Origin of the sequence: Micrococcus sp. APC 4021 (assembly GCF_030407635.1) — a bacterium.
GTDB lineage: Bacteria > Actinomycetota > Actinomycetes > Actinomycetales > Micrococcaceae > Micrococcus > Micrococcus luteus.
Genome location: NZ_JASDCZ010000026.1, coordinates 1 through 23,765, shown reverse-complemented (window position 1 = coordinate 23,765; position 23,765 = coordinate 1). Strand labels below are relative to the sequence as shown.

At 72.0% G+C, this 23,765-nt stretch carries 19 protein-coding genes, 3 tRNA genes and 2 pseudogenes; 15 read left to right on the top strand and 9 right to left on the bottom strand.

What is annotated here, in order from left to right:
* The coding region (locus QL983_RS04075) for a glycosyltransferase 87 family protein (RefSeq protein WP_290151373.1) at positions 1-1,352 on the top strand (1,352 nt) is incomplete at its 5' end.
* A 36-nt stretch (positions 1,353-1,388) separates the two neighbouring features.
* On the opposite strand, the gene QL983_RS04070 is transcribed toward QL983_RS04075, so the two are convergent.
* Both QL983_RS04070 and QL983_RS04065 read right to left on the bottom strand, forming a co-directional pair.
* Positions 1,389-2,834, bottom strand: coding sequence for a DUF2079 domain-containing protein (locus QL983_RS04070; protein ID WP_061867776.1), 1,446 nt, complete (start codon positions 2,832-2,834; stop codon positions 1,389-1,391).
* Between the two features lie 115 nt (positions 2,835-2,949).
* Positions 2,950-3,023 (bottom strand) — tRNA-Arg (locus QL983_RS04065).
* Between the two features lie 198 nt (positions 3,024-3,221).
* Between QL983_RS04065 and QL983_RS04060 the strand changes: the two genes are divergently transcribed.
* Both QL983_RS04060 and ettA read left to right on the top strand, forming a co-directional pair.
* Positions 3,222-3,773: a single-stranded DNA-binding protein gene (locus QL983_RS04060; protein WP_036381125.1), complete on the top strand. Its 552-nt coding sequence runs from the start codon at positions 3,222-3,224 to the stop codon at positions 3,771-3,773.
* A gap of 98 nt (positions 3,774-3,871) precedes the next feature.
* Positions 3,872-5,554 (top strand): energy-dependent translational throttle protein EttA, encoded by a 1,683-nt coding sequence (gene ettA, locus QL983_RS04055; RefSeq protein WP_036341629.1) that lies wholly within the window; start codon positions 3,872-3,874, stop codon positions 5,552-5,554.
* Positions 5,555-5,740: 186 nt separating this feature from the next.
* On the opposite strand, the gene QL983_RS04050 is transcribed toward ettA, so the two are convergent.
* Entirely contained in the window at positions 5,741-6,760 is a 1,020-nt protein-coding gene (locus QL983_RS04050) for an acyl-CoA thioesterase II (protein ID WP_036341631.1), read from the bottom strand.
* 78 nt (positions 6,761-6,838) lie between these two features.
* Here QL983_RS04050 and QL983_RS04045 point away from each other — a divergent pair, with 78 nt between their 5' ends.
* Positions 6,839-7,549, top strand: a complete 711-nt coding sequence (locus QL983_RS04045) for a hypothetical protein (protein ID WP_036341633.1) — start codon at positions 6,839-6,841, stop codon at positions 7,547-7,549.
* 40 nt (positions 7,550-7,589) lie between these two features.
* On the opposite strand, the pseudogene QL983_RS04040 reads toward QL983_RS04045, so the two are convergent.
* From QL983_RS04040 to QL983_RS04025, 4 genes and pseudogenes are all read right to left on the bottom strand, one after another.
* Positions 7,590-7,955 (bottom strand): annotated as a pseudogene (locus QL983_RS04040) (globin); the annotation flags it as partial.
* Between the two features lie 276 nt (positions 7,956-8,231).
* Positions 8,232-8,663: pseudogene (locus QL983_RS04035) on the bottom strand (OsmC family protein); the annotation flags it as partial.
* Between the two features lie 91 nt (positions 8,664-8,754).
* Positions 8,755-11,394: an aminopeptidase N gene (gene pepN, locus QL983_RS04030; RefSeq protein ID WP_230297488.1), complete on the bottom strand. Its 2,640-nt coding sequence runs from the start codon at positions 11,392-11,394 to the stop codon at positions 8,755-8,757.
* A 138-nt stretch (positions 11,395-11,532) separates the two neighbouring features.
* On the bottom strand, positions 11,533-12,312 hold the full coding sequence (locus tag QL983_RS04025) for a helix-turn-helix domain-containing protein (protein WP_159228114.1): 780 nt from the start codon (positions 12,310-12,312) through the stop codon (positions 11,533-11,535).
* A gap of 174 nt (positions 12,313-12,486) precedes the next feature.
* On the opposite strand from QL983_RS04025, the gene QL983_RS04020 reads away from it, so the two are divergent.
* From QL983_RS04020 to QL983_RS04005, 4 genes are all read left to right on the top strand, one after another.
* Positions 12,487-13,341 carry an alpha/beta hydrolase gene (locus QL983_RS04020; protein WP_159228113.1) on the top strand — a complete coding sequence of 285 codons (855 nt, stop codon included), beginning with the start codon at positions 12,487-12,489 and terminating at the stop codon, positions 13,339-13,341.
* A gap of 14 nt (positions 13,342-13,355) precedes the next feature.
* Positions 13,356-14,921 (top strand): NAD(P)/FAD-dependent oxidoreductase, encoded by a 1,566-nt coding sequence (locus QL983_RS04015; protein WP_134417053.1) that lies wholly within the window; start codon positions 13,356-13,358, stop codon positions 14,919-14,921.
* An 86-nt stretch (positions 14,922-15,007) separates the two neighbouring features.
* The gene (locus tag QL983_RS04010) at positions 15,008-15,481 is read left to right on the top strand and encodes a ribose-5-phosphate isomerase (protein WP_036316866.1); all 474 of its coding nucleotides are present in this window, start codon (positions 15,008-15,010) and stop codon (positions 15,479-15,481) included.
* Entirely contained in the window at positions 15,482-16,393 is a 912-nt protein-coding gene (locus tag QL983_RS04005; RefSeq protein WP_095346842.1) for a DNA-formamidopyrimidine glycosylase family protein, read from the top strand.
* Positions 16,394-16,414: 21 nt separating this feature from the next.
* Here QL983_RS04005 and QL983_RS04000 read toward each other — a convergent pair whose 3' ends face one another.
* Both QL983_RS04000 and QL983_RS03995 read right to left on the bottom strand, forming a co-directional pair.
* Positions 16,415-17,242 (bottom strand): DUF1345 domain-containing protein, encoded by an 828-nt coding sequence (locus QL983_RS04000; protein WP_134417052.1) that lies wholly within the window; start codon positions 17,240-17,242, stop codon positions 16,415-16,417.
* A 120-nt stretch (positions 17,243-17,362) separates the two neighbouring features.
* A tRNA-Gly gene (locus QL983_RS03995) sits at positions 17,363-17,433 on the bottom strand.
* A gap of 79 nt (positions 17,434-17,512) precedes the next feature.
* Here QL983_RS03995 and QL983_RS03990 point away from each other — a divergent pair.
* The 7 genes from QL983_RS03990 to QL983_RS03960 all read left to right on the top strand — a co-directional run bounded on the left by QL983_RS03990 (position 17,513) and on the right by QL983_RS03960 (position 23,702).
* A complete protein-coding gene (locus QL983_RS03990) occupies positions 17,513-18,403 on the top strand; it encodes an SDR family NAD(P)-dependent oxidoreductase (protein ID WP_134417051.1) in 891 nt (296 codons plus the stop codon).
* A gap of 83 nt (positions 18,404-18,486) precedes the next feature.
* Positions 18,487-18,560: transfer RNA gene (locus QL983_RS03985), tRNA-Pro, on the top strand.
* Positions 18,561-18,602: 42 nt separating this feature from the next.
* Positions 18,603-19,967, top strand: coding sequence for a trigger factor (gene tig / locus QL983_RS03980; protein ID WP_134417050.1), 1,365 nt, complete (start codon positions 18,603-18,605; stop codon positions 19,965-19,967).
* Positions 19,968-20,231: 264 nt separating this feature from the next.
* Complete coding sequence (locus QL983_RS03975; RefSeq protein ID WP_134417049.1) at positions 20,232-20,849, top strand: ATP-dependent Clp protease proteolytic subunit; 618 nt, start codon at positions 20,232-20,234, stop codon at positions 20,847-20,849.
* Between the two features lie 41 nt (positions 20,850-20,890).
* The gene (locus QL983_RS03970) at positions 20,891-21,556 is read left to right on the top strand and encodes an ATP-dependent Clp protease proteolytic subunit (RefSeq protein ID WP_002855988.1); all 666 of its coding nucleotides are present in this window, start codon (positions 20,891-20,893) and stop codon (positions 21,554-21,556) included.
* Between the two features lie 167 nt (positions 21,557-21,723).
* Complete coding sequence (clpX, locus tag QL983_RS03965) at positions 21,724-23,022, top strand: ATP-dependent Clp protease ATP-binding subunit ClpX (protein WP_060775624.1); 1,299 nt, start codon at positions 21,724-21,726, stop codon at positions 23,020-23,022.
* A 62-nt stretch (positions 23,023-23,084) separates the two neighbouring features.
* Positions 23,085-23,702: a DsbA family protein gene (locus QL983_RS03960; RefSeq protein WP_061867773.1), complete on the top strand. Its 618-nt coding sequence runs from the start codon at positions 23,085-23,087 to the stop codon at positions 23,700-23,702.
* The last annotated feature ends 63 nt before the right edge of the window (positions 23,703-23,765 follow it).

The following is a 23,765-nucleotide window of genomic DNA, read 5'->3' as shown; positions in this document are numbered from 1 at the left end:
GTCCGAGCGGCCGCTGGGTCGGCCTGCTCGTCGGCCTGACCGTGGTGGCCGCCGCCGTCGGCGTGCTGACCAAGCAGTGGTGCCGCGTGAACGGCTGGGCGGCCCCCGGCGTGCACGCGCACATGTGCTATTCGGACTTCGCCCAGCTGTTCCCCACGCGGGGCCTCTCGGACGGCCACTTCCCCTTCTACACGCCGCTGCCGCCCGAGCAGTGGATGGAGTACCCGGCGTTGCTGGCCGTGGTCGCGGGTGTGACCATGTGGCTCGTGCCCGCCTCCGGCGACCTGCACGAGCGCACCGTGACCTACTTCGACGTGAACGCGATCGGCGTGGTGCTGTGCTGGATCGTGCTGGTCGTCGCGACCGCGTACACCGCGCGCGGTCGCTCCCGGGACGCCCTGCTCGTGGCCCTGGCCCCGGGGATCATCCTGACCTCGATGCTCAACTGGGACCTGTGGGCCGTGATGCTGGCCGCCCTGGCCCTGTGGGCGTGGACGGCGGGCCGTCCGACCCTCGCCGGCCTGCTCATCGGGCTCGGCACCGCCACGAAGCTCTACCCGCTGTTCTTCTTCGGCGCGATCTTCGTGCTGGCGCTGCGCACGGGCCGCTGGGCCGGGTTCGTGAAGGCGGCCCTGGCCGGGGCCGCGGCCTGGCTCGCGGTGAACCTCCCGTTCATGCTGACGGCGTTCGACCAGTGGTCGCGCTTCTACACGTTCTCGGGGGACCGCGCGGTCTCCTTCTCCTCGACCTGGCTGGCGCTGGCCTGGACAGGATGGTCCGGGGAGACGTTCACGACGCTTCAGAACGGCCTGTTCCTGGTGTGCTGCGTGGGGATCGCCTACCTCGCCCTCGCGGCGCGGCACCGTCCGCGCATGGCCCAGCTGTGCTTCCTGATCGTGGCGTCCTTCATCCTGTGGGGGAAGGTGTACTCGCCGCAGTTCGTGATGTGGCTGATCCCGCTCGTGGTCCTCGCGACGCCGCGGTGGCGCGCGTTCTGGATCTGGCAGGCCGTGGAGGTCTACCACTGGGGCGGGGTGTGGATGGAGTCGGCGCGCATCACCTCCGACGGGGCGTTCGCCGGCGGCGCCTGGTGGATCACCGCCTGGTATGCCTCGGGGATCGTGGCGCACATCGTCGCCCTCGTGTGGCTCATGACCACGGTGGTCAAGGACATCCTGGACCCCGTCCGCGACCCGGTGCGCCGCACCGCACTCGACCAGGGGGCCCCCGAGATCGCCCCGGGGGTGGCCGAGGACCCGCACGCCGGCGTCTTCACCGGTGCCCGTGACCGACTGCTCCTGCCCCCGGCCGGACTCGGCCTGCAGCCACTCGGCGAGTCCGCGGGCCGCTGACGGCGGAGCGGGTCCGCCGGCGCCGTGGGGTTCCGCTCAGCGGTGCTCGAGGTACGTCGTGCAGGTGGGCGAGACCGCGCGGTCCGGGTGGTGCAGGACGACGACGTCGCCCGCGGACCAGACCCGCTCGAAGCCGAGCCGCTCGGCGCGGGCCAGCGCCTGCTCCGGGGTGAGGGGGTCCCAGCCGCCGAGCTCGGGCACCGAGGTGTCCACGATCATCCACGTGGCCAGCTCGTCGCCGATGTCCCCGTGCAGCCCGACGTGGGTGCGGGCCGTCAGGTGCGGCACGGCGTTGTCGGCGGCCTCGACGCACACCCCGTCCGGGATCAGCCCGACCGCGTGGTCGAGGTCGCGGGCGTGCTGCGTCATCGTCATGTCGCCGGCGATCGTGCGGTGCAGCGGGTACACCTGCGGGAAGAACGCGGTGCCGATCAGACCGGCGGCCAGTGCCGCGGAGACGAGGACGGCGGGCAGCCGGCGCAGCGTGTCCCGGCGTCCGGCCAGCCGGTGGGCCGCCTCGAGCGCGGCCATGAGCAGCAGCGGGGCGAGGATCGCGTCGTACTGGTACACGGGGGCCCACACGTTGAGGCGGTCGTTGAACAGCCGCGAGAGCAGGATCGGCAGGGCCATCAGCGTGAGCGGGCTCAGGACCGGCAGGAACAGCAGCGGGACGAAGTGCAGGAGCCAGAGGGCCACCTTCAGCGGGTGGTCGAACAGCACCGCGACGGCGTTCCACGGCTGGGTCAGCAGGAACAGGACCGAACTGCGCATGTCCGGGCCCAGGGCGGTGAACTGCCAGTAGCCGAACGCGCCGGTGGGGGAGTAGTGGGGGATCACCACGGACGTGGCGAACCAGTAGCCGAGCACGCCCAGCACGGCGGTGACCGCGGCCTGCGGCCAGAAGCGACGGATCGCCATCACCAGGGCCACGGCCAGCAGGGTCACGCCCATGTCCTCTCGGACCGTGAGCAGCAGCGCCGCCAGGCCGGTGGCGAGCCACGCCCGCTGCCCGTCCAGGGCCCACACGAGCCAGGCGAGGATCGGCACGCCGAGGGTGACCTCGTGGAAGTCCCAGTTCACCATCGCCTGGAAGGGCCAGGAGAGCAGCAGGGCGGCGACGGCGGCCAGGGCCACCCCGTGTCCCGCGCGACGACGGGCGAACAGGTACACCGGCACGGCGGACGCGGCGAGGGCCAGCGCCATGACCACGCCGAGCATGCGGGGGTCCGGCCATACCCAGTAGAAGGGCGCCAGCAGCGCGAGGATCGGGTGGAAGTGGTCGCCGAGGATGTGGAAGTCCACGCCCTTGACGGAGCTGAGGGGGGCGTTGAACAGCGCGTACTGCCGCACCACCTGGTCGAAGATGCCCAGGTCGTAGCCCTTGGCCTCGTAGGTGGCGTACCGGAGGAAGGAGTGCGTCACGTACAGGGCCGCGGCCGCGACGAGCAGGGCGGCCAGCTGGACGCCCTCGCGACGGGTCACACGGACCTCGGGGACGGCGGGTCGCGGGGCGCGGAGCCAGGAGCGCAGACGGTCCAGGACGGTCTCCTTCGGGCGGTCGTCGGGCGTGCTCGGACGGCTCCGCCCCTGGTCTGGGTGCCCCAGGAGGGATTCGAACCCCCGACCGGCGGATTAGAAGGCCGCTGCTCTGTCCAGCTGAGCTACTGGGGCTGGGCCGTGTCAGTCTAACGGCCGCCGGCCGCGGCGCCGTCGGCTCCTGCACAGTCGCCCGGGGACCTCCGCGCGTCCCCAGACCGGCCCCGATCCTGCCGGGGTGCCCCGCGGTGGGGTTGTCTGGCCATGGCGGATCAGCCGATGCGCCGACGACCCGCCCCGGCGCCCACCGGGGCCCAGCCCAGGAGGCACACCATGCAGGACCTCATCACCGTGCGCGGCTTCGTGGCCACGGACCCCGCCACCCGCCACACCGCATCGGGGGCCGCCGTGACCGGCTTCCGCCTGGCCACCACCGAGCGGCGCTTCGACCGCGAGACCGCTGAGTGGGTGGACGCCCACACCAACTGGTACAGCATCTCGGCGTTCGGCCAGCTCGGCTCGAACACCGCCCAGTCCGTGAAGAAGGGCAACCCCGTGATCGTCACCGGTCGACTCCGGGTCCGCGACTGGTCCTCGGGCGAGCGCTCCGGCACGTCCGTGGACGTGGTGGCGGACGCCGTCGGGCTGGACCTGGGCTTCGGCTCGGCGGCGTTCCAGCGCAGCCAGCGCGCGGCCGTGCCGCGCCCCGAGTCGGCCCCGCGCGACGACGACGCGTCGGGCGGGCGGGCCGGCGCGGTCGGCGACGGGTTCAGCGCGGGCCTGCCGGACGGGTTCCAGGGTGGCGACGCCCCGGCCTCGCCCGGCCCGGACGAGTCGGACGCGGGCGCCCCCGGGCGCGAGCCGGCGGCGGCCGGCGTCGCCTGACCACGGGGCGGCACGGAGCACGGAGGGGGAGCGGGCTCGGTGGTCGCGGGATCGGCACGATGAGTGGAATCCCGCGGCCACCGACTAGCCTGGGCCGCATGGCGGAATTCATCTACACGATGGTCAAGGCCCGCAAGAAGGTGGGCGACAAACTGATCCTGGACGACGTCACCATGTCGTTCTACCCCGGGGCGAAGATCGGCATGGTCGGCCCCAACGGCGCCGGCAAGTCGACGATCCTGAAGATCATGGCCGGGCTGGACGAGCCCTCGAACGGCGAGGCGCGGCTCTCTCCCGGCTACTCGGTGGGCATCCTGATGCAGGAGCCCAAGCTGGACGAGTCCAAGACGGTGCTCGAGAACGTCCAGGAGGGCGTCGGCGAGATCTACGGCAAGATCCAGCGCTACAACCAGATCTCCGAGGAGATGGCGAACCCGGACGCGGACTTCGACGCCCTCATGGAGGAGATGGGCGAGCTGCAGTCCGCCATCGACGCCGCGGACGCGTGGGACATCGACTCCCAGCTCGAGCAGGCGATGGACGCCCTGCGCACGCCCCCGGGGGACGAGCCGGTCACGAACCTCTCCGGCGGCGAGAAGCGGCGCGTCGCACTGTGCAAGCTGCTGCTGGAGAAGCCCGACCTGCTCCTGCTCGACGAGCCCACCAACCACCTGGACGCCGAGTCCGTGCTGTGGCTCGAGCAGCACCTGGCCTCCTACCCGGGCGCCGTCATCGCCGTCACCCACGACCGGTACTTCCTCGACCACGTCGCGGAGTGGATCGCGGAGGTCGACCGCGGCCGCCTCTACCCGTACGAGGGCAACTACTCCACCTACCTGGAGACCAAGCGTGCCCGCCTCGAGGTGCAGGGCAAGAAGGACGCCAAGCTCGCCAAGCGCCTGGCCGAGGAGCTCGACTGGGTCCGCTCCAACACGAAGGGCCGTCAGGCGAAGTCCAAGGCCCGCCTGGCCCGCTACGAGGAGATGGCGGCCGAGGCCGAGAAGACCCGCAAGCTGGACTTCGAGGAGATCCAGATCCCGCCGGGCCCGCGGCTGGGCACCGTCGTGATCGAGGCCAAGGACCTGAAGAAGGGCTTCGGGGACCGCGTCCTCATCGACGGCCTGTCCTTCTCCCTGCCCCGCAACGGCATCGTCGGCGTGATCGGCCCGAACGGCGTCGGCAAGACCACCCTGTTCAAGACCATCGTCGGCCTCGAGCCCCTGGACGGCGGTGAGCTGAAGATCGGCGAGACCGTGAAGATCTCGTACGTGGACCAGTCTCGCTCCAACATCGACCCCGAGAAGTCGCTGTGGGAGGTCGTCTCGGACGGCCTGGACTACATCAAGGTCGGCAACGTCGAGATGCCCTCGCGCGCCTACGTGTCCGCGTTCGGCTTCAAGGGCCCGGACCAGCAGAAGAAGGCCGGCGTGCTCTCCGGCGGTGAGCGCAACCGCCTGAACCTGGCCCTGACCCTCAAGGAGGGCGGCAACCTGCTGCTCCTCGACGAGCCCACCAACGACCTCGACGTGGAGACCCTGACCTCCCTCGAGAACGCGCTGCTCGAGTTCCCGGGCTGCGCCGTCGTCGTCTCGCACGACCGCTGGTTCCTGGACCGCGTGGCCACCCACATGCTGGCCTACGAGGGCACCGCGGAGGACCCGGCCAACTGGTACTGGTACGAGGGCAACTTCGAGTCCTACGAGGCCAACAAGGTCGATCGGCTCGGCCCCGAGGCCGCCCGCCCGCACCGGATGACGCACCGCAAGCTCACGCGCGACTGAGCCGACGCGCCCCCGGGCGCCGCGCCGACGACGGCCCGCCGCGATCACGTGATCGCGACGGGCCGTCGTCGTGTCGGGGCGGGGTCCACGTCGACCACGACGAACGGTGCGCGCGGCGCGGACGGCGAGCCGCCTCACCCATGGCAGGGCCCGATCGGCAGTCTCACCCCCTGCGAACCCGCCGGGTCAGCGCCGCCAGCTGCGGCGCAGCACCGTCCGCAGGGCCATGCGCTGGGCCGCGCCCCGGGCCCGTGCCCGCCGGGCGGCGGCCCCCTCGGGCAGGCGGATCATGCCCTCCTGGGCGACCGTGGCCACGAGCGTCCCGTCCTCGGTGAACACGGCGCCCGTGCCGAGGCCGCGCGCGCCCTGGGCGCTGGGGGAGTCCTGGACGTAGAGCAGCCACTGGTCGACGCGGGCGGGCCGGTGGAACCACATCGCGTGGTCGAGGGAGGCCACGGACATGCCGGGCTGGATCCAGGCGACGCCGTGCTGCCGCAGGATCGGCTCGAGGAGCGTGTAGTCCGAGGCGTAGGTGAGCGCCGCCAGGTGCAGCGCGGGGTCGTCCGCCAGGGGCGTGAAGGTCTTCATCCACACCATGTTGCAGTTCTCGGTCTCCGCGGCCGGCTCCACATAGATGGCCGGGGTGACATGGCGGATGTCGAACGGCCGGGACCAGGCCCACTCCTGGGCCACGGGGTGGTTGATGGCGCCCAGCACGTCCGCCGTCGTGGGCAGGTCCTCGGGCCGGGGCACTCCCTCCGGCATGGCCACCTGGTGGTCCAGCGCGCTGCCGGCGGGCTCCTGGAAGGAGCAGGTCAGGGCGAGGATGGCCTTCTCGTTCTGGGAGGCCAGCACCCGGCGGACGGAGAAGGAGCGGCCGTCCCGCAGCGTCTCGACGGTGAACGTGATGGGCTGCAGCGCGTCCCCGGGGCGGATGAAGTAGCCGTGGAGCGAGTGGGCGGAACGGGCGGCCGGCACCGTGCGGGAGGCGGCCGCCAGCGCCTGGGCGAGCACCTGGCCGCCGAACACCCGGCCGTGCGTCTGCCGGGGGGTCGTGCCCGTGAAGCGGACCTGACCCGTCACCGGGTCCGGCGCGGCCGGCGTCAGCTCCAGGATCCCCCGCAGCGTTTCGGTGGGGTCCTTCGGGGCCGAGGCCGGGCGGACCGGTGCGTGACCGGGGCGGGGACGGGGATGGCGCTGCGGCACGAACGGCTCTCCTTCGACATGGATGGACCCGCGACGGCGGGGCGGCCCGGGACGCGACGGACCTGGGACAATGCTTGCATGACCGAGCACCCCGCCGCCGCCCCCGTCCTCCGCTTCGTCGACGACCGCGCTGTGCGGGACCTCGAGCAGCTGGCCAGCCGCGCCCGGCGCGTCGCCGACACGGGCATGCGTTTGCACGTCGTGCCTGAGGCGGGGCGCTCCCGCACCCCGATGCTCGCCCAGTGGGTCTCCGTGCTGCAGCCGGCCGGGCTCGGAGACGGGGTGCCCGTCGTCCTGGGGCTGCGCACCGTGCCCCTGGCGACCGCCCACGGCGTGGCGGACCTGGACGCCGTCGTCGCCCTGGGCTCCGTCACCGAGCGCACCGCGCGGATGCGCGGCCAGGACCCCGTCGACCTGGCATTCGCCGTGCCGCCGGGCCGCGAGCACGTCACCTGGACCGCGCTGACCCCGCCCCGCGGCGGCTGGACGCCCGTGGCCGAGGTCGCCGATGAGGAGCTGGCCGAGGTGGCCACGCGCGGCGCCGACGCCGTGCGGGACGCCCTGCCCGAGAACCCGGGGGAGGCGCTGGTCCGCAGGGTCCGGGCGCAGATGTGGGGACCCCTGCTCGGGGGCGAGGCGCTGCAGTTCCCGGCCGGCATGGCCTTCGGCGCGCACGCGCTGGGCTTCCTGCGGCCCGGCGGCCGCGCCCGGCTCAGCACGGCGGGGCCGTGGACGCGCCTGGACACCCCCGGCGGCTTCGTGCTGGGCCGCCCCGCCATGGCGGTGTGAGCCCGCGCCCGGCGCGTCGAAATCGCAGCCGGGCGGCCGGTCAGGCCGAGTTCTGCAGGGAGTGGGCGGCCCGCTCCAGATAGTCCCAGAGTTCGGCCTCGTGCAGCGGGGACAGGCCCAGCGTGTCGACGGCGGCGCGCATGTGCCGCAGCCATGCGTCGCGCGCGGCCGGGTCGATCCGGTACGGGGCGTGGCGCATGCGCAGGCGGGGGTGGCCGCGCTCCTCGGAGTACGTCCGCGGTCCGCCCCAGTACTGCTCCAGGAACATGAGCAGCCGACGCTGGGCGCCCTCGAAGTCGTCCTGCGGATACATCGGGGCGAGGATCTCGTCCTCACGCACGCGGGCGTAGAACTCGGCGGTCAACCGGTCGAACGTCGGGCGGCCGCCGACGGCGTCGTAGAAGCTGGTGGCCTGACCGGGCGCGGCCGGGGCTGCCGGGGTCGCGCCGGCGGGGCCCGCCGTGGCGTCGCGGGCGCGCACCTGGTCCACCGGGGCGGGGGTGCCCTCGTGCATCACCGGCTCGACCTCGGTGGGCCGCTCCGCCAGGCCCGTCACACGGGACGGGCCCTTGGCGACGCGCGGCCGCAGCACCGCCAGGGGGGCGCCCAGGCGCGCGGAGTGGTCCGGCAGCGTCGGCGTGCCGGTGGGCGGGGCCTCGGGGCGGGCCGGCTCGACGGCGACCGGGGCCGAGAGCGAGTTCGCGATGAAGCACAGCCGGTGCGCCTCGGCGTGGAGGGCCTCGGCCCGCTCCCGGTCGGCCTCGTCCTGCAGCGTGACCTCGGGCCGCAGCGTGATCGCGGTGAACCGACCGGCGCCGTCGCCGTCCACCTCGAGCTCGCCCTCGACCCCGCACGTCATCCCCGTGACCACGACCCCGGAGGTCGCCGCGACATGGAGGTACGAGAGCACGTGGCACTCGGCGAGCGCGCCGAGCAGGAGGGTCTCCGGGTTCCACTTCGAGTCGTCGCCGCGGAAGGGGCGGGCGGCCGAGGCCTGGATCTCGCCGACGGCGGCGTCCTGGATCACCACGGAGCGGTCGTAGTCGCGGACGCCGGAGGTGCCCGAGCCGCGGTCGCCCGTCCACTCGGTGCGCAGGGAGAAGGTGTGCTTCATGGGTTCCAGCCTAGCCAGCCCGCGCCTCGACGGCGGCGGGGGCGGTGCTGGAGGGCATCTTCCGTGGAATGCCCACCAGCCCCCGCCCGGTTCAGGCCCCGGCGTGGACCTGATGCACGTGCGCCGTCGCGTGCTCGCGCGCGGCCAGGGCGCGGATCGTCTCGTCCCGGCCCTCGGCGAGGACGCGGGACAGCCCCGCGCGGGTGTCGGCCAGCCGCTCGGACAGGGCGGTGGCGCGGTCGGCGATCTCCGGGGTGACCTGGGCGGTCGGGTAGCCCAGCGTCGCGGCGGTCTCGGCCATCTCGTGAGAACGGGAGTCCCACATCGCCTCGACGCCTTCGAAATAGGAGTCCGCGAAGGGCGCGATCAGCGCGGCGTCGTGGACCCGCGCGAACCCGATCAGGGCCTGGCGCTGCTCCGTGTTGGACGGCTCGCCGGCCATCACTCGGTCCCAGGCCGCGCGCTTGGCCTCGGCCGTCGGCACGGCGGCCCGGGCCTGGATCGCGGCGAGCGCGCCCGTGGCGGTCGCGTCGGCGCGCTCGGCCTCGGCGATCTCGGCCTCCCCGGCACGGCCGGCCGCCACCAGCGCAGTGAGCAGCTCCCAGCGCAGGTCCGTGGTGAGGTCCAGCCCGGGCACGGTGCGGGTGCCGTCCACGAGGGCCGCCAGGCGGTCCAGCTGCGCCGTGGTGCGCGCGTGCAGGGCGAACGCCTTGACGAACTGCAGCTGGTTGTCCGAGCCGTCCTCGGCCTCCGCGACGAGGCCCCACAGACGGTCGGCCGCCGCGACCCGCACGGCCTCGGCCTGGTCCTCGGGCAGGTACAGGCCGATCGCCGTCGCGAGCTGGCGCAGCAGCGTCTGCACCACGGACGAGTCCCGCTCGTGGCCGACGTTGGCCAGGACGAGGTCGACGAACCAGGCGGCGGAGGCCTCGCCGTCGCGCACGGTGTCCCAGGCCGCCCCCCACAGCAGCGTGCGCGCCAGCGAGCCGTCCACGTCCTTCAGGCGGGTGGACGCGGCCTCCCACGAGGCGTCGTCGAGGCGCAGCTTGGCGTAGGCCAGGTCGTCGTCGTTGGGCAGGATCACGGCGGGACGACGGCGGCCGACGGCCTCGGCGACCTCGGTCACCTCACCGGCCACGTCGAGTTCGAAGCGCTCGGTGCGGGTCAGGCGGCCGGTGGCCTCGTCCACGTCGTAGAAGCCCACAGCCAGGCGGTGGGGGCGGAGCACGTCGTCGCCAGGCGCCGACGGCGAGCCGTCCGGGGCGCTCTGGCGCAGGCGCAGCGCGGTGATGGTGCCGGCCTCATCCGTCTCCACCTCCGTGCGCAGCGTGTTCACGCCCGAGGTCTCGAGCCACACGCGGGTCCACTCGGACAGATCGCGGCCGGAAGCCGCCTCGAGCTCGGACATGAGGTCCGGCAGCTCGGTGTTGCCCCACGCGTGCTGGGCGATGTACGCGCGGACGCCGGCCATGAAGTTCTCCTGGCCCACCCAGGCCACGAGCTGGCGCAGCACGGAGGCGCCCTTGGCGTAGGTGATGCCGTCGAAGTTGACGAGCACATCGTCGAGGTCGCGGATCCGGGCCTTGATGGGGTGCGTGGACGAGAGCTGATCCTGGCGGTAGGCCCAGTTCTTCTCCATGGAGGAGAAGGTGGTCCAGGCGCTGGTGTACTGCGTGTTCTCGGCGGCGGCGAGCGTGGACATGAACTCGGCGAAGGACTCGTTGAGCCACAGGTCGTTCCACCAGCGCATGGTCACGAGGTCGCCGAACCACATGTGGGCCAGCTCGTGGAGGATGGTGATGGCGCGGCGCTCGATCAGCGCCTCCGGCACGGTCCCGCGGAAGACGTACGACTCGAGGAAGGTCACACAGCCGGCGTTCTCCATCGCGCCGGCGTTGAACTCGGGCACGAACAGCTGGTCGTACTTCTCGAACGGGTAGGCGTGGCCGTACTGGGCCTCGAAGAACTCGAAGCCCTGGCGGGTGAGCTCGAAGACGTTCTCCGCGTCCAGGTGCTCCACCAGTGACGCGCGGCAGTAGACGCCGAGGGGGATCGTGCGGCCGTCCGCGCTGGTCAGCTCCGAATGCACGGAGGCGTACGGGCCGGCGACGAGCGCGGTGATGTAGGAGGAGATGCGCGGGGTGGGGGTGAACTCCCAGACCGCGGCGTCCACGCCCTGCAGGTTCTCCTCGTTCGCCACGACGCCGAGGGTGCGGCGGGAGTCCTCCGGCTGGTTGGACACCACAGCCCAGTGTGCCGGCGCGGTCACGGTGAAGCGGAACGCGGCCTTGAGGTCGGGCTGCTCGAACACCGCGAACATGCGGCGGGAATCGGGCACCTCGAACTGGGTGTAGAGATAGACCTCCTGGTCCACGGGGTCCACGAACCGGTGCAGGCCCTCGCCGGTGTTGCTGTAGTCCCCGAGCCCGTCGACCACGAGGGTGTTCTGCGCCGCCAGCGGGCCGATCCGCAGTCGGGCGCCGTCGAAGTCCGCCACGTCCAGCGCCTCGCCGTTGAGGGTCACCGTGGGAGCCTGCCCGGCCACGAAGTCGATCCACGTGTGGGTGCCCACCGCGTCCTGCGTGGCCGCGAACGTCACGGTGGTGGCCGTGTGGAAGTGCTCTGCGCCGCGGGTGAGGTCCAGGCTCACCTCGTACGCGTCCACGGTGAGGGCGGCCGCGCGCGCGGCGGCCTCTTCGCGGGTGATGTTCATGGCGGCGGCGGTGGTCACGGTCGGACTCCTCCTGGGGTCGGGCGGATGCGGCACGGCCGGGCGCCTGTGATGGGGGCCATGGCACGGTGCTCCCCAGTGTGCCACCTGGCCCGAGCGTCGTGAGCGGCGCGTCTCGGGGCGGGCCGGTCGACCTGCTCAGCCCCCGATCTCGGCCAGTCGGGTCGCCGCCGCACGCAGCACCTCAGCCACCTCGGGCACGCGTCCGGGTGGCATCCGCTGCTCGGCCGCCGAGGCCGTGAGGGACACCTGGGGGATGCCTCCCGTCCGCGCCGGAACGCCACAGGCGACTCCGGCCACCCCGGGCACGACCGGCACACCGCCGCACCACCCCTGCTCGTCCATCTGACGCAGCAGGGTGTCCAGCAGGTCGTGCAGGGCCCCGTCATCCGTCAGGTTCCAGCGGCGGGGAGGCCGGGCGACGACCGCGTCCACTTCCGCTCGCCGGCGCTCGGGCGGCAGGGAGGCCAGGAGCGCGATGCCGGCGTACCCGGCGGCAAGCCGTTTGACCTCGCCGACCTCCACGGTGAAGACGCGCACAGGGGAGTCGCCGTCGCATCGCAGGAGGTAGGCCACTCCGCCCGCAACCCGTGCCGCCAGGTAGACCGTGTCCCCCAGCTCGTCCGCGGCGGCCTGGACCACGGCCCGGCTGCCCTCGCGTTCGATCAGGCACCGCGGCGTCACCGGTTCGAATCCGACCGGGCCCCACCGATCACCGAGTGCATAGGCGGCTCCGCGCCGGGTCACGGCACCCTCCTCCGCCAGGTCGGCCAGCAGTCGATGGGCGGTGGGCTGGGGCAGGCCCGTCCGCTGGACGAGCTGGCTCAGCCGCAGGCCGGCGGGTCCGGCCTCGTGCAGCAGGCGCATCACGAGGGCGGCGCGGGGCAGGACGCCGGTGGGTGGGGTCAGAGGGGTCACCGGTCCATCGTGCCGCAGCTCCGGCGTCGGAGCCAGTTCCATCTGATGGACTCAATGATTGCCGCCCCTGCTTGCATTATGAGAAATGAACACGCCATGCTGGGACATGTAGGGTGCGTCGCATCGCGGGTGTCGGGTCCAATAGTCCACATATTGGTTTCCAGGAGGAGCCCCATGCCACTGACCGCATCGACCGTCACGCGCACCGTCAGCGTGGACGGTGCTTCCGTCACCTGCCACGACTCGGTGACGCCCGGGGAGCTCGACCGGCCTCTCGTGCTGGTCCACGGCACGGGCGGGACGACCGCCTCGCACTTCGGCCACCTGTTCCCGATGATGGCCACGCGGACGCGCGTCATCGCCGTCGACTGGGCGCCGACGGCCGACCCCGCCGCAGACCTGACCGTCGACCTGCTGGTCGGCCAGGTGCGGGCCGCCGTCGACGAGCTCCTCGGCTCCGACGCCGCCTTCGACCTGCTGGGCTACTCGCTCGGCGCCGTCGTCGCCGGGCAGCTGGCCGCCGATCTCGGTCGCCGCGTGGAGAACCTCGTGCTCGTGGCCGGCTGGGCGACGACGGATGTCCACCAGCGCCTGCGCAACGAGGTCTGGCGGCACCTGTATGACACGAGCCCTGATGCCCTGGCGCGTTACACGGCCTTCTGCGGCCTGTCCCCGCTGGCCCTGCGCTCCCTGACCCCGGCCATGCTCGACGGAGCACTCGCCTCCCTGACCGCGGACGAGTTCACCGCTCGGCAGATGGACCTGAATGCCCGCGTGGACGTCGCCGACCGTCTCTCCGCCGTCACCGCGCGGACACTGATCGTCTCCTGTGCCGAGGACGTCATGGTCCCGCCCCATCACCAGTACGAGCTGCTCGGCATCATCGACGACGCGCGGCTGACGACCATGACGAGCGGCCACGCCTTCTTCCTCGAGCGCCCGGCCGAACTCATGCAGATCGTCGACCTGCACCTGCGCGAGCCCGACCGCCACCCGGCCGGCGCGATCATCCCCGAGACCCACGCCTGAGAGAGGGGCCAGCCATGACCACCACCACGACCACCACCACCGACGTGCGCCCCGCACCGCGCGACGAGTCCGCCGAGATCCTCATCATCGGCTCCGGATTCGCCGGCCTCGGCATGGGCGCCCAGCTACGGCGTCGCGGCCGCGAGGACTTCCTCATCCTGGACCGCGCCCAGCAGGTCGGCGGGACCTGGAGGGACAACACCTACCCGGGCGCCGCATGCGATGTCCCGAGCCACCTCTACAGCTTCTCCTTCGCCCCGAACCCGCAGTGGTCGGGCTTCTACACGCCGGGCCCGGAGATCCAGGACTACCTCGTGCGCTTCTCCGAGGACGAGGGCCTCACCCCGCACCTGCGTCTCGGGGCGGACATGCTCGAAGCGCACTGGGACCCCGAGACGGAGCGGTGGACGGTGCGGACCCCGCGCGGGACCTACACGGCACGCTGGCTCATCATGGGCACCGGGCACCTCGCCGACCCCCGCCTGCCGGACGTCCCGGGTCTCGACGCCTTCGAGGGCGAGGTCATCCATTCCGCCCGCTGGGACCACACGGTGGACCTGAAGGGCAAGCGTGTCGCCGTCGTCGGCACCGGCGCCTCCGCGATCCAAATCATCCCCGAGCTGGCGGCGACGGCGGCCGAGCTCGTCGTCTTCCAGCGCACCCCCGCGTGGGTCACCCCGCGCGTGGTCAAGCCGTATTCCGCGGCCGTGCGGCGCATGTTCGAGCGCGCCCCGCACACCATGCAGCGCGAGCGCGACGACATCTTCTGGTTCGCCGAGTCGAGCTATGCCCAGCGCCGCGGTGTGCCGGCCGCACTGGACCAGGTCCGGGCCCAGGCCCTCGGGCACCTGGCCGCCGCGGTCTCCGACCCCGAGCTCCGCGAGCGCCTCACGCCGCGGTACCTGCCGGGCTGCAAGCGGGTGCTCGTCTCCAACGACTACTACCCGGCCATGGCCCGGGACAACGTCACCCTGGAGGACAGCGCGCTGGACCGCGTCGAGGGGAGCCGGCTGTTCGGCGTGAGCGGTCACGGGTACGAGGTCGACGTCGTCGTCCTCTGCACCGGCTTCGAGGCGGCCCAGCCGCCGTTCGCCGAGCGCGTCCACGACGGTGAGGGCCGTTCCCTGGCCGATCACTGGAGCAGCGGCATGGCGGCGTTCGACTCCACGGCCGTGGCGGGATTCCCGAATCTGTTCGCCATCAACGGGCCGAACACCTCGCTGGGGCACAACTCGATCGTCTACATCATCGAGTCGCAGATCGCGTACATCTCGGAGGCCCTGGACCGGGTGGAGCACGAGGGAATCAGGACGATGGTCCCCGAGACACTCGCCCAGGAGGAGTACGTGGACCGTCTCCAGGAGCGGGCCGCCACCTCGGTGTGGCTCGTGGACGGCGGCTGCCACTCCTGGTACGTCGACCCCCGTTCGGGCAAGTTGACGCTGATCTGGCCCGACTACGCCTACGACTTCCGCGCCCGCAACGGCCACTTCACCGGGGAGGGCTTCCTCTCCTCGGCGAGCGGGGAGCCCGAGCCCATGCCGGTGCGCGAGCCCGAGCGATCGGTCGCGCTGATCTGAGCCGGCCCGCCCCGGGGCAGGGGGTCGGGTGGGGCCGTCAGTAGACTGACCCCACCCGACCGTCGTCCTTCTGGAGGAGTCTGCGCATGCGCGTCCACATCGCCACCGACCACGCCGGCATGGAGCTGTCCGCCCACCTGGTGGAGCACCTCACCGCCGCCGGCTACGAGATGGTGGACCACGGACCCACCGAGTACGACGCGCAGGACGACTACCCGGGCTTCTGCATCAACGCCGCCCGCGCCGTCGTCGCCGACCGCGAGCAGGGACTGGACTCGCTCGGCATCGTGCTGGGCGGCTCCGGCAACGGCGAGCAGATCGCCGCCAACAAGGTGGTCGGCGTCCGCGCCGCCCTGGCCTGGAACCTGGACACGGCGCGGCTGGCTCGCCAGCACAACGACGCGAACGTCGTGGCCGTCGGCGGTCGGCAGCACTCGCTCGAGGAGGCCACCGAGCTCATCGAGGCCTTCCTGACCGAACCGTTCTCCCAGGACGAGCGCCACGTGCGCCGCATCGCGAAGATCGCGCACTACGAGACCACCGGAGAGGTGCTGATGTGAGTGCCTGAGGGCCACTCCGTCCACCGTCTCGCGCGCCAGTTCACCGACGTCTTCGGCGGACGCCGGATCCGCGCCACGAGTCCGCAGGGCCGCTTCGCCGAGGGGGCCGCCCTGCTCGACGGCCAGGTCCTGAAGCGCGCCCGGGCCCACGGCAAGCACTTCTTCGCCGATGTCTCCGGCGGCCACGTGCTGCACGTCCACCTGGGCATGTACGGGGCGTGGACCTTCGGCGGGGATCAGGACTTCGCGGCCGCGTCCTCGATCGGCGCACCCCGCCGGATCGGCGAGCGGGAGGTCCACGACGACGGCGCCCCGGCCGCCGAGCCCGCTCGCGACCCCGACGGCTGGGTCCAGCCCCCGCCGCCGGCCTCCACGGTCCGGCTGCGACTGCGCGCCGAGCACGGCTGGGCCGACCTGATCGGCGCGAGCCGTTGCCGTGCGCTCACTCCGGCCGAGGCTGCCGACGTCGTCGCCGGTCTCGGCCCGGATCCGCTCAACGACGACGATCCCGCGCCGTTCTACGACCTCGCCCGGCGGACACGGCGGCCGATCGGCGTCGTGCTGATGGACCAGGCGGCCGTCAGCGGGATCGGCAACATCTTCCGGGCCGAGGCCCTGTTCCGCGCCGGCATCGACCCGTGGCGGCCGGCCCGGGAGGTCTCTGCACCGGACCTGGCATTCCTCTGGGCGGACAACGCCGCGCTCATGCGGGAGGGCGTGCGGCTCGGGCGGATCGTCACCACGCGGCCGGAGCACCGGCCGGGGATCCCCGCCGAAGCGGCCTGGCCCGAGCACGCGAACTACGTGTACCAGCGGCAGGGCCTGGCCTGCCTCGTGTGCGGGCGCGAGACGATCGTGGTGGAGGAGATGGCGGCCCGGAAGCTCTACCGCTGCCTCACCTGTCAGAGCTGAGAGGCCTGTGGCAGGCCCCGATCAGGCGACGGTGAGCAGCAGCGAGGCCAGGGCTGCGATGATCATCGAGTTGAACAGGAATCCGACCAGCGCGTGCTCACGGACCGCCGTGCGGGCGGCGCGGCCGGAGAACACGACGTCCTGGGCGCCCATCATGGTGGACAGCGTCAGGGACAGCGCCACGTAGTCCGAGAAGACCGGAGCGTCGGAGCCTCGGAAGAGGATCGGGGGAGCGGGGGACTCGCCCTCCGGCCGAGACCTCTTCGGATCGTGCTGTGCCGCCAGCCGGGCGTAGCGCAACGCCTGGGCCAGGACGATGCTCGCCCAGGACGCGAGGACCGTGGCCACGGCCAGCAAGCGCATGGTGGGCACGGACCGGGCCTCGGGCATCCACATCGAGATGACCACCACGAGCATCGCCATCACCGAGAAGGTGACGGTGTTGCCCAGCGTGCTCGACGCGCCCAGCGTCAGGGCCCTCCAGCCGACCGGATGGACGGACTCCTTCGGGCCGCGGGAGCGCGTGCGCAGCAGCGCGTGCAGGTCTGTTGAGTCGCGGCGGCCGAGCCACCGGTACAGCACCACCGTGTCCAGGGCGGAGTAGATCGACCACATCAGGCACAGCGTCATCAGTCCGGTCATCCAGGAGGCGCGCCGGGCCGCGCCGACGCCCAGCGCGTCGCCGAGGGGAGTGGCGATCAACAGGGTGCTCAAACCGATCGCGACGGCGGCTGCCAGCATGGACAGGACGGTCATGCGCAGTGTGTCGTTCTCGACGATGCGGTGCCGCCAGGGCCTCCCACCGGCCTCGGTGGACGCGTCCCGAGGCGTCTGCTCGGTGTTCTGCATGGGTCCATCCTGCAGAGGGCCGGCACAGCGGTAAAGGAACCGGCGCGGACGACGACCCACCCGAAAAAGTCATGAGCCGGGCCATCGTGTGCACACGATGACCCGGCTCATCAGGTCCGGAGGGGATGACGGGAATCGAACCCGCGTAGCCAGTTTGGAAGACTGGGGCTCTACCATTGAGCTACATCCCCGCGGGGCCGCGCTCGGCGCGGACCAGCGGCTGACACCGTATCACGGCGGGCCCGCGTCGGCCGTGGGGGAAGAGGCACGATGCACGGCTCCCGTCCCGCCCTCCGCAGGGCCGCGTCCGCCCTCGCCGGCCGTCATCCCCTGTCTCTGCGCGGCGCGACCGTCCTCGTGACGGGCGGCGCGTCCGGCATCGGCCGACTGATCGCCCTGGGGGCAGCCCACCGCGGCGCGGGCCGCGTGGTCGTCTGGGACCTCGACCTGCAGGGGGTTGAGGCCGTCGCCGCCGAGATCCGGTCTCAGGGCGCGGACGCCCGGGCCGAGCGCGTGGACGTGACGGATGCGGCCACCGTCGAGGCCGCCGCCGCCGGCGCCGGAGAGGTGGACGTCGCCGTGAACAACGCGGGCGTCGTGACAGGCGCGCCCCTCGAGGACGCCACGGAGGAGGGCATCCGCCGCACCTTCGAGGTGAACGCACTCGCGCCGTACTGGCTGACCCGGGCGGTCCTGCCCGGAATGCGGGCCCGGGACCGCGGGGCCGTGGTCACGGTGGCCTCGGCCGCGGGGTTGGTCGGCGTCGCACGTCAGACGGACTATTCCGCCACCAAGCACGCCGCGGTCGGCTTCGCCGAGTCCCTCGCCGCGGAGCTGCGCAAGGACGGCAGCCGCGTCACCTCCCTGGCCGTCTGCCCCTTCTACGTCGACACGGGGATGTTCGCGGGCGTGCGCAGCCGGGTGCCCTGGCTGCTGCCCGTGTTGGATCCGCACCACGTGGCGCAGGAGGTGCTGGAAGCCGTCGAGGCCGGCCGCACCCGTCTGCTGCTGCCCCGCGCCGTCGGCCTGATCGCCCCCCTGCGCGCCCTGCCGGCGCCCGTCTTCGACCGCGCGATGGACGTCCTCGGGGTCAACGCCACGATGGACGGCTTCACGGGCCGGCGGTCGCGGCTTTTCGCGGGGCGCGAGACGGCGCGCTAGGATTCCACAGTCTGCCCTCGGGCAGTCCCTCGGGTGTCCGGCGAGCCTCCACCGCGTGAGCCCGCCGGCGTCGGGGACGACGGCGGGGTGTAGCTCAGCTTGGTAGAGCGCGCGCTTTGGGAGCGTGAGGCCGCAGGTTCAAATCCTGTCACCCCGACTCGACGTCAAGACCATCCACCACCACCAACAGGAGTCATCCGTGGTCAAGTCCACCGCAGAGAACCTCAGCCCGACCCGCGTCAAGCTGACCGTCGAGGTGCCGTTCGAGGAGGTGAAGCCCGCCCTGGACAAGGCGTTCAAGGACATCGCCAACCAGGTGCAGATCCCGGGCTTCCGCCAGGGCAAGATCCCGGCGCGTCTGATCGAGCAGCGCTTCGGCCGCGAGGTCGTCGTGGACCAGGCCGTCAACGAGGGTCTGAACACCTGGTTCTCCGCCGCCATCGCCGAGGCTGAGCTCACCCCGATCTCCCGCCCCGAGGTCGACGTGACCGCCACCCCGGACGCGGAGAACGCCGAGGGCCCGGTGGTCTTCACCGCCGAGTTCGACGTGCGCCCGACCATCGAGCTGCCCGACTACAAGGGCCTCAAGGTGACGGTGGAGCCCGCCCAGGCCACCGAGGAGGACGAGCAGAAGGCCCTCGACGCCCTGCGCTCGCGCTTCGGCTCCCTCAAGGACGTGGACCGCCCGGCCGCCCAGGACGACTTCGTCACGATGAACCTGACCGCCACGGTCGACGGCGAGCAGGTCGACCAGGCCGAGGGCCTGTCCTACCAGGTGGGCGCCGGCACCATGCTCGAGGGCATCGACGAGGCCCTCGACGGCCTGTCCGCCGGCGAGGACGCCACCTTCGAGACCACGCTCAACGGCGGCGAGCATGACGGCGAGACCGCCGTGGTCAAGCTGGAGCTGACGGCCGTCAAGGAGCGCGAGCTGCCCGAGGCCGACGACGAGTTCGCTCAGCTGGCCTCCGAGTTCGACACCATCGCCGAGCTCAAGGAGGACCTGAAGAAGCAGGCCGCCGAGGAGGCCGTGAGCCGCCAGGGCGTCGAGGCCCGCGACAAGGTCCTCGAGGAGCTGGCCAAGCTCGTCGAGGTCCCGGTGCCGGACGGCGTCATCGCCGAGCAGGTCGAGCAGCACTTCTCCGCCGGCGGCCACACCGCGGGCGACGACCACGACACCGCCGAGCACCGTGCCGAGCTCGAGCAGAACACCCGCGAGGCGTTCGCCAACGAGATCATCCTGGACGAGGTCGCCGAGGCCGAGGAGGTCACGGTCGACCAGGGTGAGCTGATCGAGTACATCATCGCCACCTCCTCCGAGTACGGCATGGACCCGAACCAGTTCGCCATGATGCTCGACCAGGGCGGGCAGATCCCGATGATCATGGGCGAGGTCCGCCGCCGCAAGGCCCTGGCCAAGGTCCTCGAGTACGCCGAGGTCACCGACACCGACGGCAAGGCCGTGGACCTCACGGCGTTCGTGACCCCGGGCGGCCAGGAGGCCCTCGACGCTGAGGCCGAGGCGACCGAGGCAGAGGGCGCCGAGGCGGCCGAGCAGGCCTGATCCCGGCCGGTGGGGGCGCACCCCCGCCGAGCCACGACGACGGCGCCCCCGCCCACGCCGGCGGGGGCGCCGTCGTCGTCCCGAGGTCACGGTGGGCGGCCCCGGGCAGGGCCCGCGACAACCTGCGCCAACAGCGAAACGCCGACGGCGTCCCGCGCGCTGGCCCGGACGCCCGGCTAGTGTCGGACTCGATCAGGGACCCGTCCGTCCGCGCGAGCGGCCGCCGTTCGGGGGGCCCGTGGACATCTCGACAGGAAGGCGGAAGTGATGACCGACATCACCCCCAGCATGCGTTCGGTGGACCCGGCGCAGCGCGAGGATTTCCTCTACACCCAGCTGCTGAAGTCGCGCATCGTCTGGCTGGGCGAGGACGTCCGTGACGACAACGCCAACGCGATCTGCTCCCAGCTGCTCCTGCTCTCGGCCGAGGACACGGAGAAGGACATCTACCTGTACATCAACTCCCCGGGCGGCTCCGTCACCGCGGGCATGGCGATCTACGACACGATGCAGTACATCCCCAACGACGTCGTGACGGTGGCCACCGGCCTCGCCGCGTCCATGGGCCAGTTCCTGCTCGCCTCGGGCACCAAGGGCAAGCGCTACGCCACCCCCCACGCCCGCGTGCTGATGCACCAGCCCTCCGGCGGCATCGGCGGCACCGAGTCGGACATCCGCATCCAGGCCCAGCTGATCCTGCACATGAAGCAGGTGATGGCGGAGCTGACCGCCGAGCAGACCGGCCAGTCCGTGGAGACCATCCTCGAGGACAACGCGCGTGACAAGTGGTTCACCGCGCAGGAGGCCCTCAAGTACGGCTTCATCGACCACATCGCCGACCGTGCCGCGTCCGTGACCGGCGGCGGCGGCGTCCGGGGCTGAGCCCGGCCCGGACCGTCCCGACCCTCTCCAGGAGACCAAGAATGACCCAGTTCCCCGCCGGGCTCCCCACCGGGATGCCCTCCCTGCCCACGCCGGACGCGCGCTACATCCTCCCGCAGTTCGAGGAGCGCACCCCCTACGGTTTCAAGCGTCAGGACCCCTACGCCAAGCTCTTCGAGGACCGCATCGTCTTCCTCGGCGCGCAGGTGGACGACGCGTCGGCCGACGACGTGATGGCCCAGCTGCTCGTGCTCGAGGCGATGGACTCCGAGCGTGACATCACCCTGTACATCAACTCGCCGGGCGGCTCGTTCACGGCCATGACGGCGATCTACGACACCATGCAGTTCATCCGGCCCGAGGTGCAGACCGTGTGCCTGGGCCAGGCCGCCTCCGCCGCGGCCGTGCTGCTGGCCGCGGGCGCCCCCGGCAAGCGTCTGGCGCTGCCCAACGCGCGCGTGCTGATCCACCAGCCGGCGATGCAGGGCGACCGCGGCACCGCCACGGACCTGGAGATCCACGCCCAGGAGATCAACCGGATGCGCGTGTGGATGGAGGAGACGCTGGCCTCCCTCACCAACCGCACGCCCGAGGAGGTCTCGCAGGACATCGACCGGGACAAGTTCCTCTCGGCCGAGCAGGCCCTCGAGTACGGCCTTGTGGACGAGGTCCTCGCCTCCCGCAAGATCACCCGCCCGTCCGCCTGACCGACGACGCCCGCCGAGGGGTCCGGCCGCGCGGTCGGACCCCTCGACGCCGACCGGGGACCCGGTCCCTTAACGTGTCCGTCCACGGCCGTATGCTGGACGGAATCTGACAGCGACGCCGCCCGCGCGGGGCGGACGTCTCCGCCCGGCCCCCGAGGAGTACCACCATGGCGCGTATCGGAGAGAGCGCTGACCTGCTGAAATGCTCGTTCTGCGGGAAGAGCCAGAAGCAGGTGCGCAAGCTCATCGCCGGCCCGGGTGTCTACATCTGCGACGAGTGCATCGAGCTGTGCAACGAGATCATCGAGGAGGAGCTCGGCGAGGCGGCGGAGGCGGACGAGACCGTCCTGCCCACCCCGCAGGAGATCTTCGACCACCTCGAGAGCTTCGTGATCGGCCAGGAGGCGGCCAAGCGTTCCCTCGCCGTCGCCGTGTACAACCACTACAAGCGCGTGCGTGGGCCGCAGGCGCGGAGCGGTGACCTGGCCGACCGCCTCACCGAGCGGGACGACCTGGCGGACGTCGAGGTCGGCAAGTCGAACATCCTCATGGTCGGCCCCACCGGCTCCGGCAAGACGTATCTCGCGCAGACCCTCGCCCGGCGGCTCAACGTCCCGTTCGCGGTCGCGGACGCCACCAGCCTCACCGAGGCCGGCTATGTGGGCGAGGACGTGGAGAACATCCTCCTCAAGCTCATCCAGGCCGCGGACTACGACGTGAAGAAGGCCGAGCAGGGCATCATCTACATCGACGAGATCGACAAGATCTCGCGGAAGTCCGAGAACCCCTCCATCACCCGGGACGTCTCCGGCGAGGGCGTGCAGCAGGCCCTGCTGAAGATCCTCGAGGGAACGGTGGCGTCGGTGCCGCCGCAGGGCGGACGCAAGCACCCCCACCAGGAGTTCCTGCAGATCGACACGTCCAACGTGCTGTTCATCGTGGCGGGCGCGTTCGCGGGCCTGGACGAGATCATCGGTTCCCGCGCCGGCCGCAAGGGCATCGGGTTCGGCGCGCCCCTGAACCACCTGGGCGCGGGGGACGTCACCTACGCGGACGTGCGGCCGGAGGACCTGCTGAAGTTCGGCCTCATCCCCGAGTTCATCGGCCGCCTGCCCGTGATCACCACCGTCGAGGACCTCACGCACGAACAGCTCGTGCGGGTGCTGACCGAACCGAAGAACGCCCTGCTCAAGCAGTACCAGAAGATGTTCCTCATGGACGGCGTGGAGCTCGAGTTCGAGCAGGACGCCCTGGACGCCGTCGTCGCCCAGGCCGAGGCCCGCGGCACCGGCGCCCGCGGCCTGCGTTCCATCATGGAGAACGTCCTCAAGCCCGTGATGTTCGAGCTGCCCTCCCGCTCGGACGTGGGCACGGTCGTCATCTCCGGGGACGTGGTGCGCGGCGAGGCCGAGCCCACGCTCATCCCGGCCGAGGTGGAACGACGTCGACGCGGCCGGAGCGCCTGACCGCCGTCGCCCAGCAGGACCGACCGGAGCCGAGACGGCTCCCTGATCGCAAGGAGCACAGCATGACCGACACCACGCAGCAGCCCACCGTCGACTTCTACTTCGACGCCACGTGCCCGTTCGCCTGGATCACCTCTCGGTGGATCCTGGAGGTCCAGAAGGTGCGCGACGTGCGGGTGGTCTTCAAGATCATGTCGCTCGCGATCCTGAACGAGGGCCGCGACCTGGACCCCGAGTACCTGGCCCGCCTCGAGAAGGCCTGGCTGCCGGCCCGCGCCGCCGTGCAGGTGCGCGAGCGGTACGGTGCCGAGGCGCTCGGCCCGTGGTACACCGCGGTCGGCACCCGCATCCACGAGCAGGGCCGCACGGACTTCGAGGCCGTGGTGGCCGAGGCCCTCGAGGAGCTCGGCCACGACGCGGACATCCTGGACGCCGCCCGCACCGACGTGGCCGACGAGCAGCTGCGCGCCAGCCAGAAGGAGGCCGAGGACCTCGTGGGCAACGACGTCGGCACGCCCGTCGTGGCGTTCAACGGCACGGCCTTCTTCGGTCCCGTGATGACCCGCATCCCGCGCGGCGAGGAGGCGGGCCGCATCTTCGACGGCGCCGTCGCCCTGGCCGACTTCCCGTACTTCTACGAGATCAAGCGGGCCCGCACCACGGATCCGCAGTTCGACTGAGCCCTCCCGGCTCGCACGAGACCGGCCCCACACCTTCAGCGCGAAGGTGTGGGGACGGCGTCG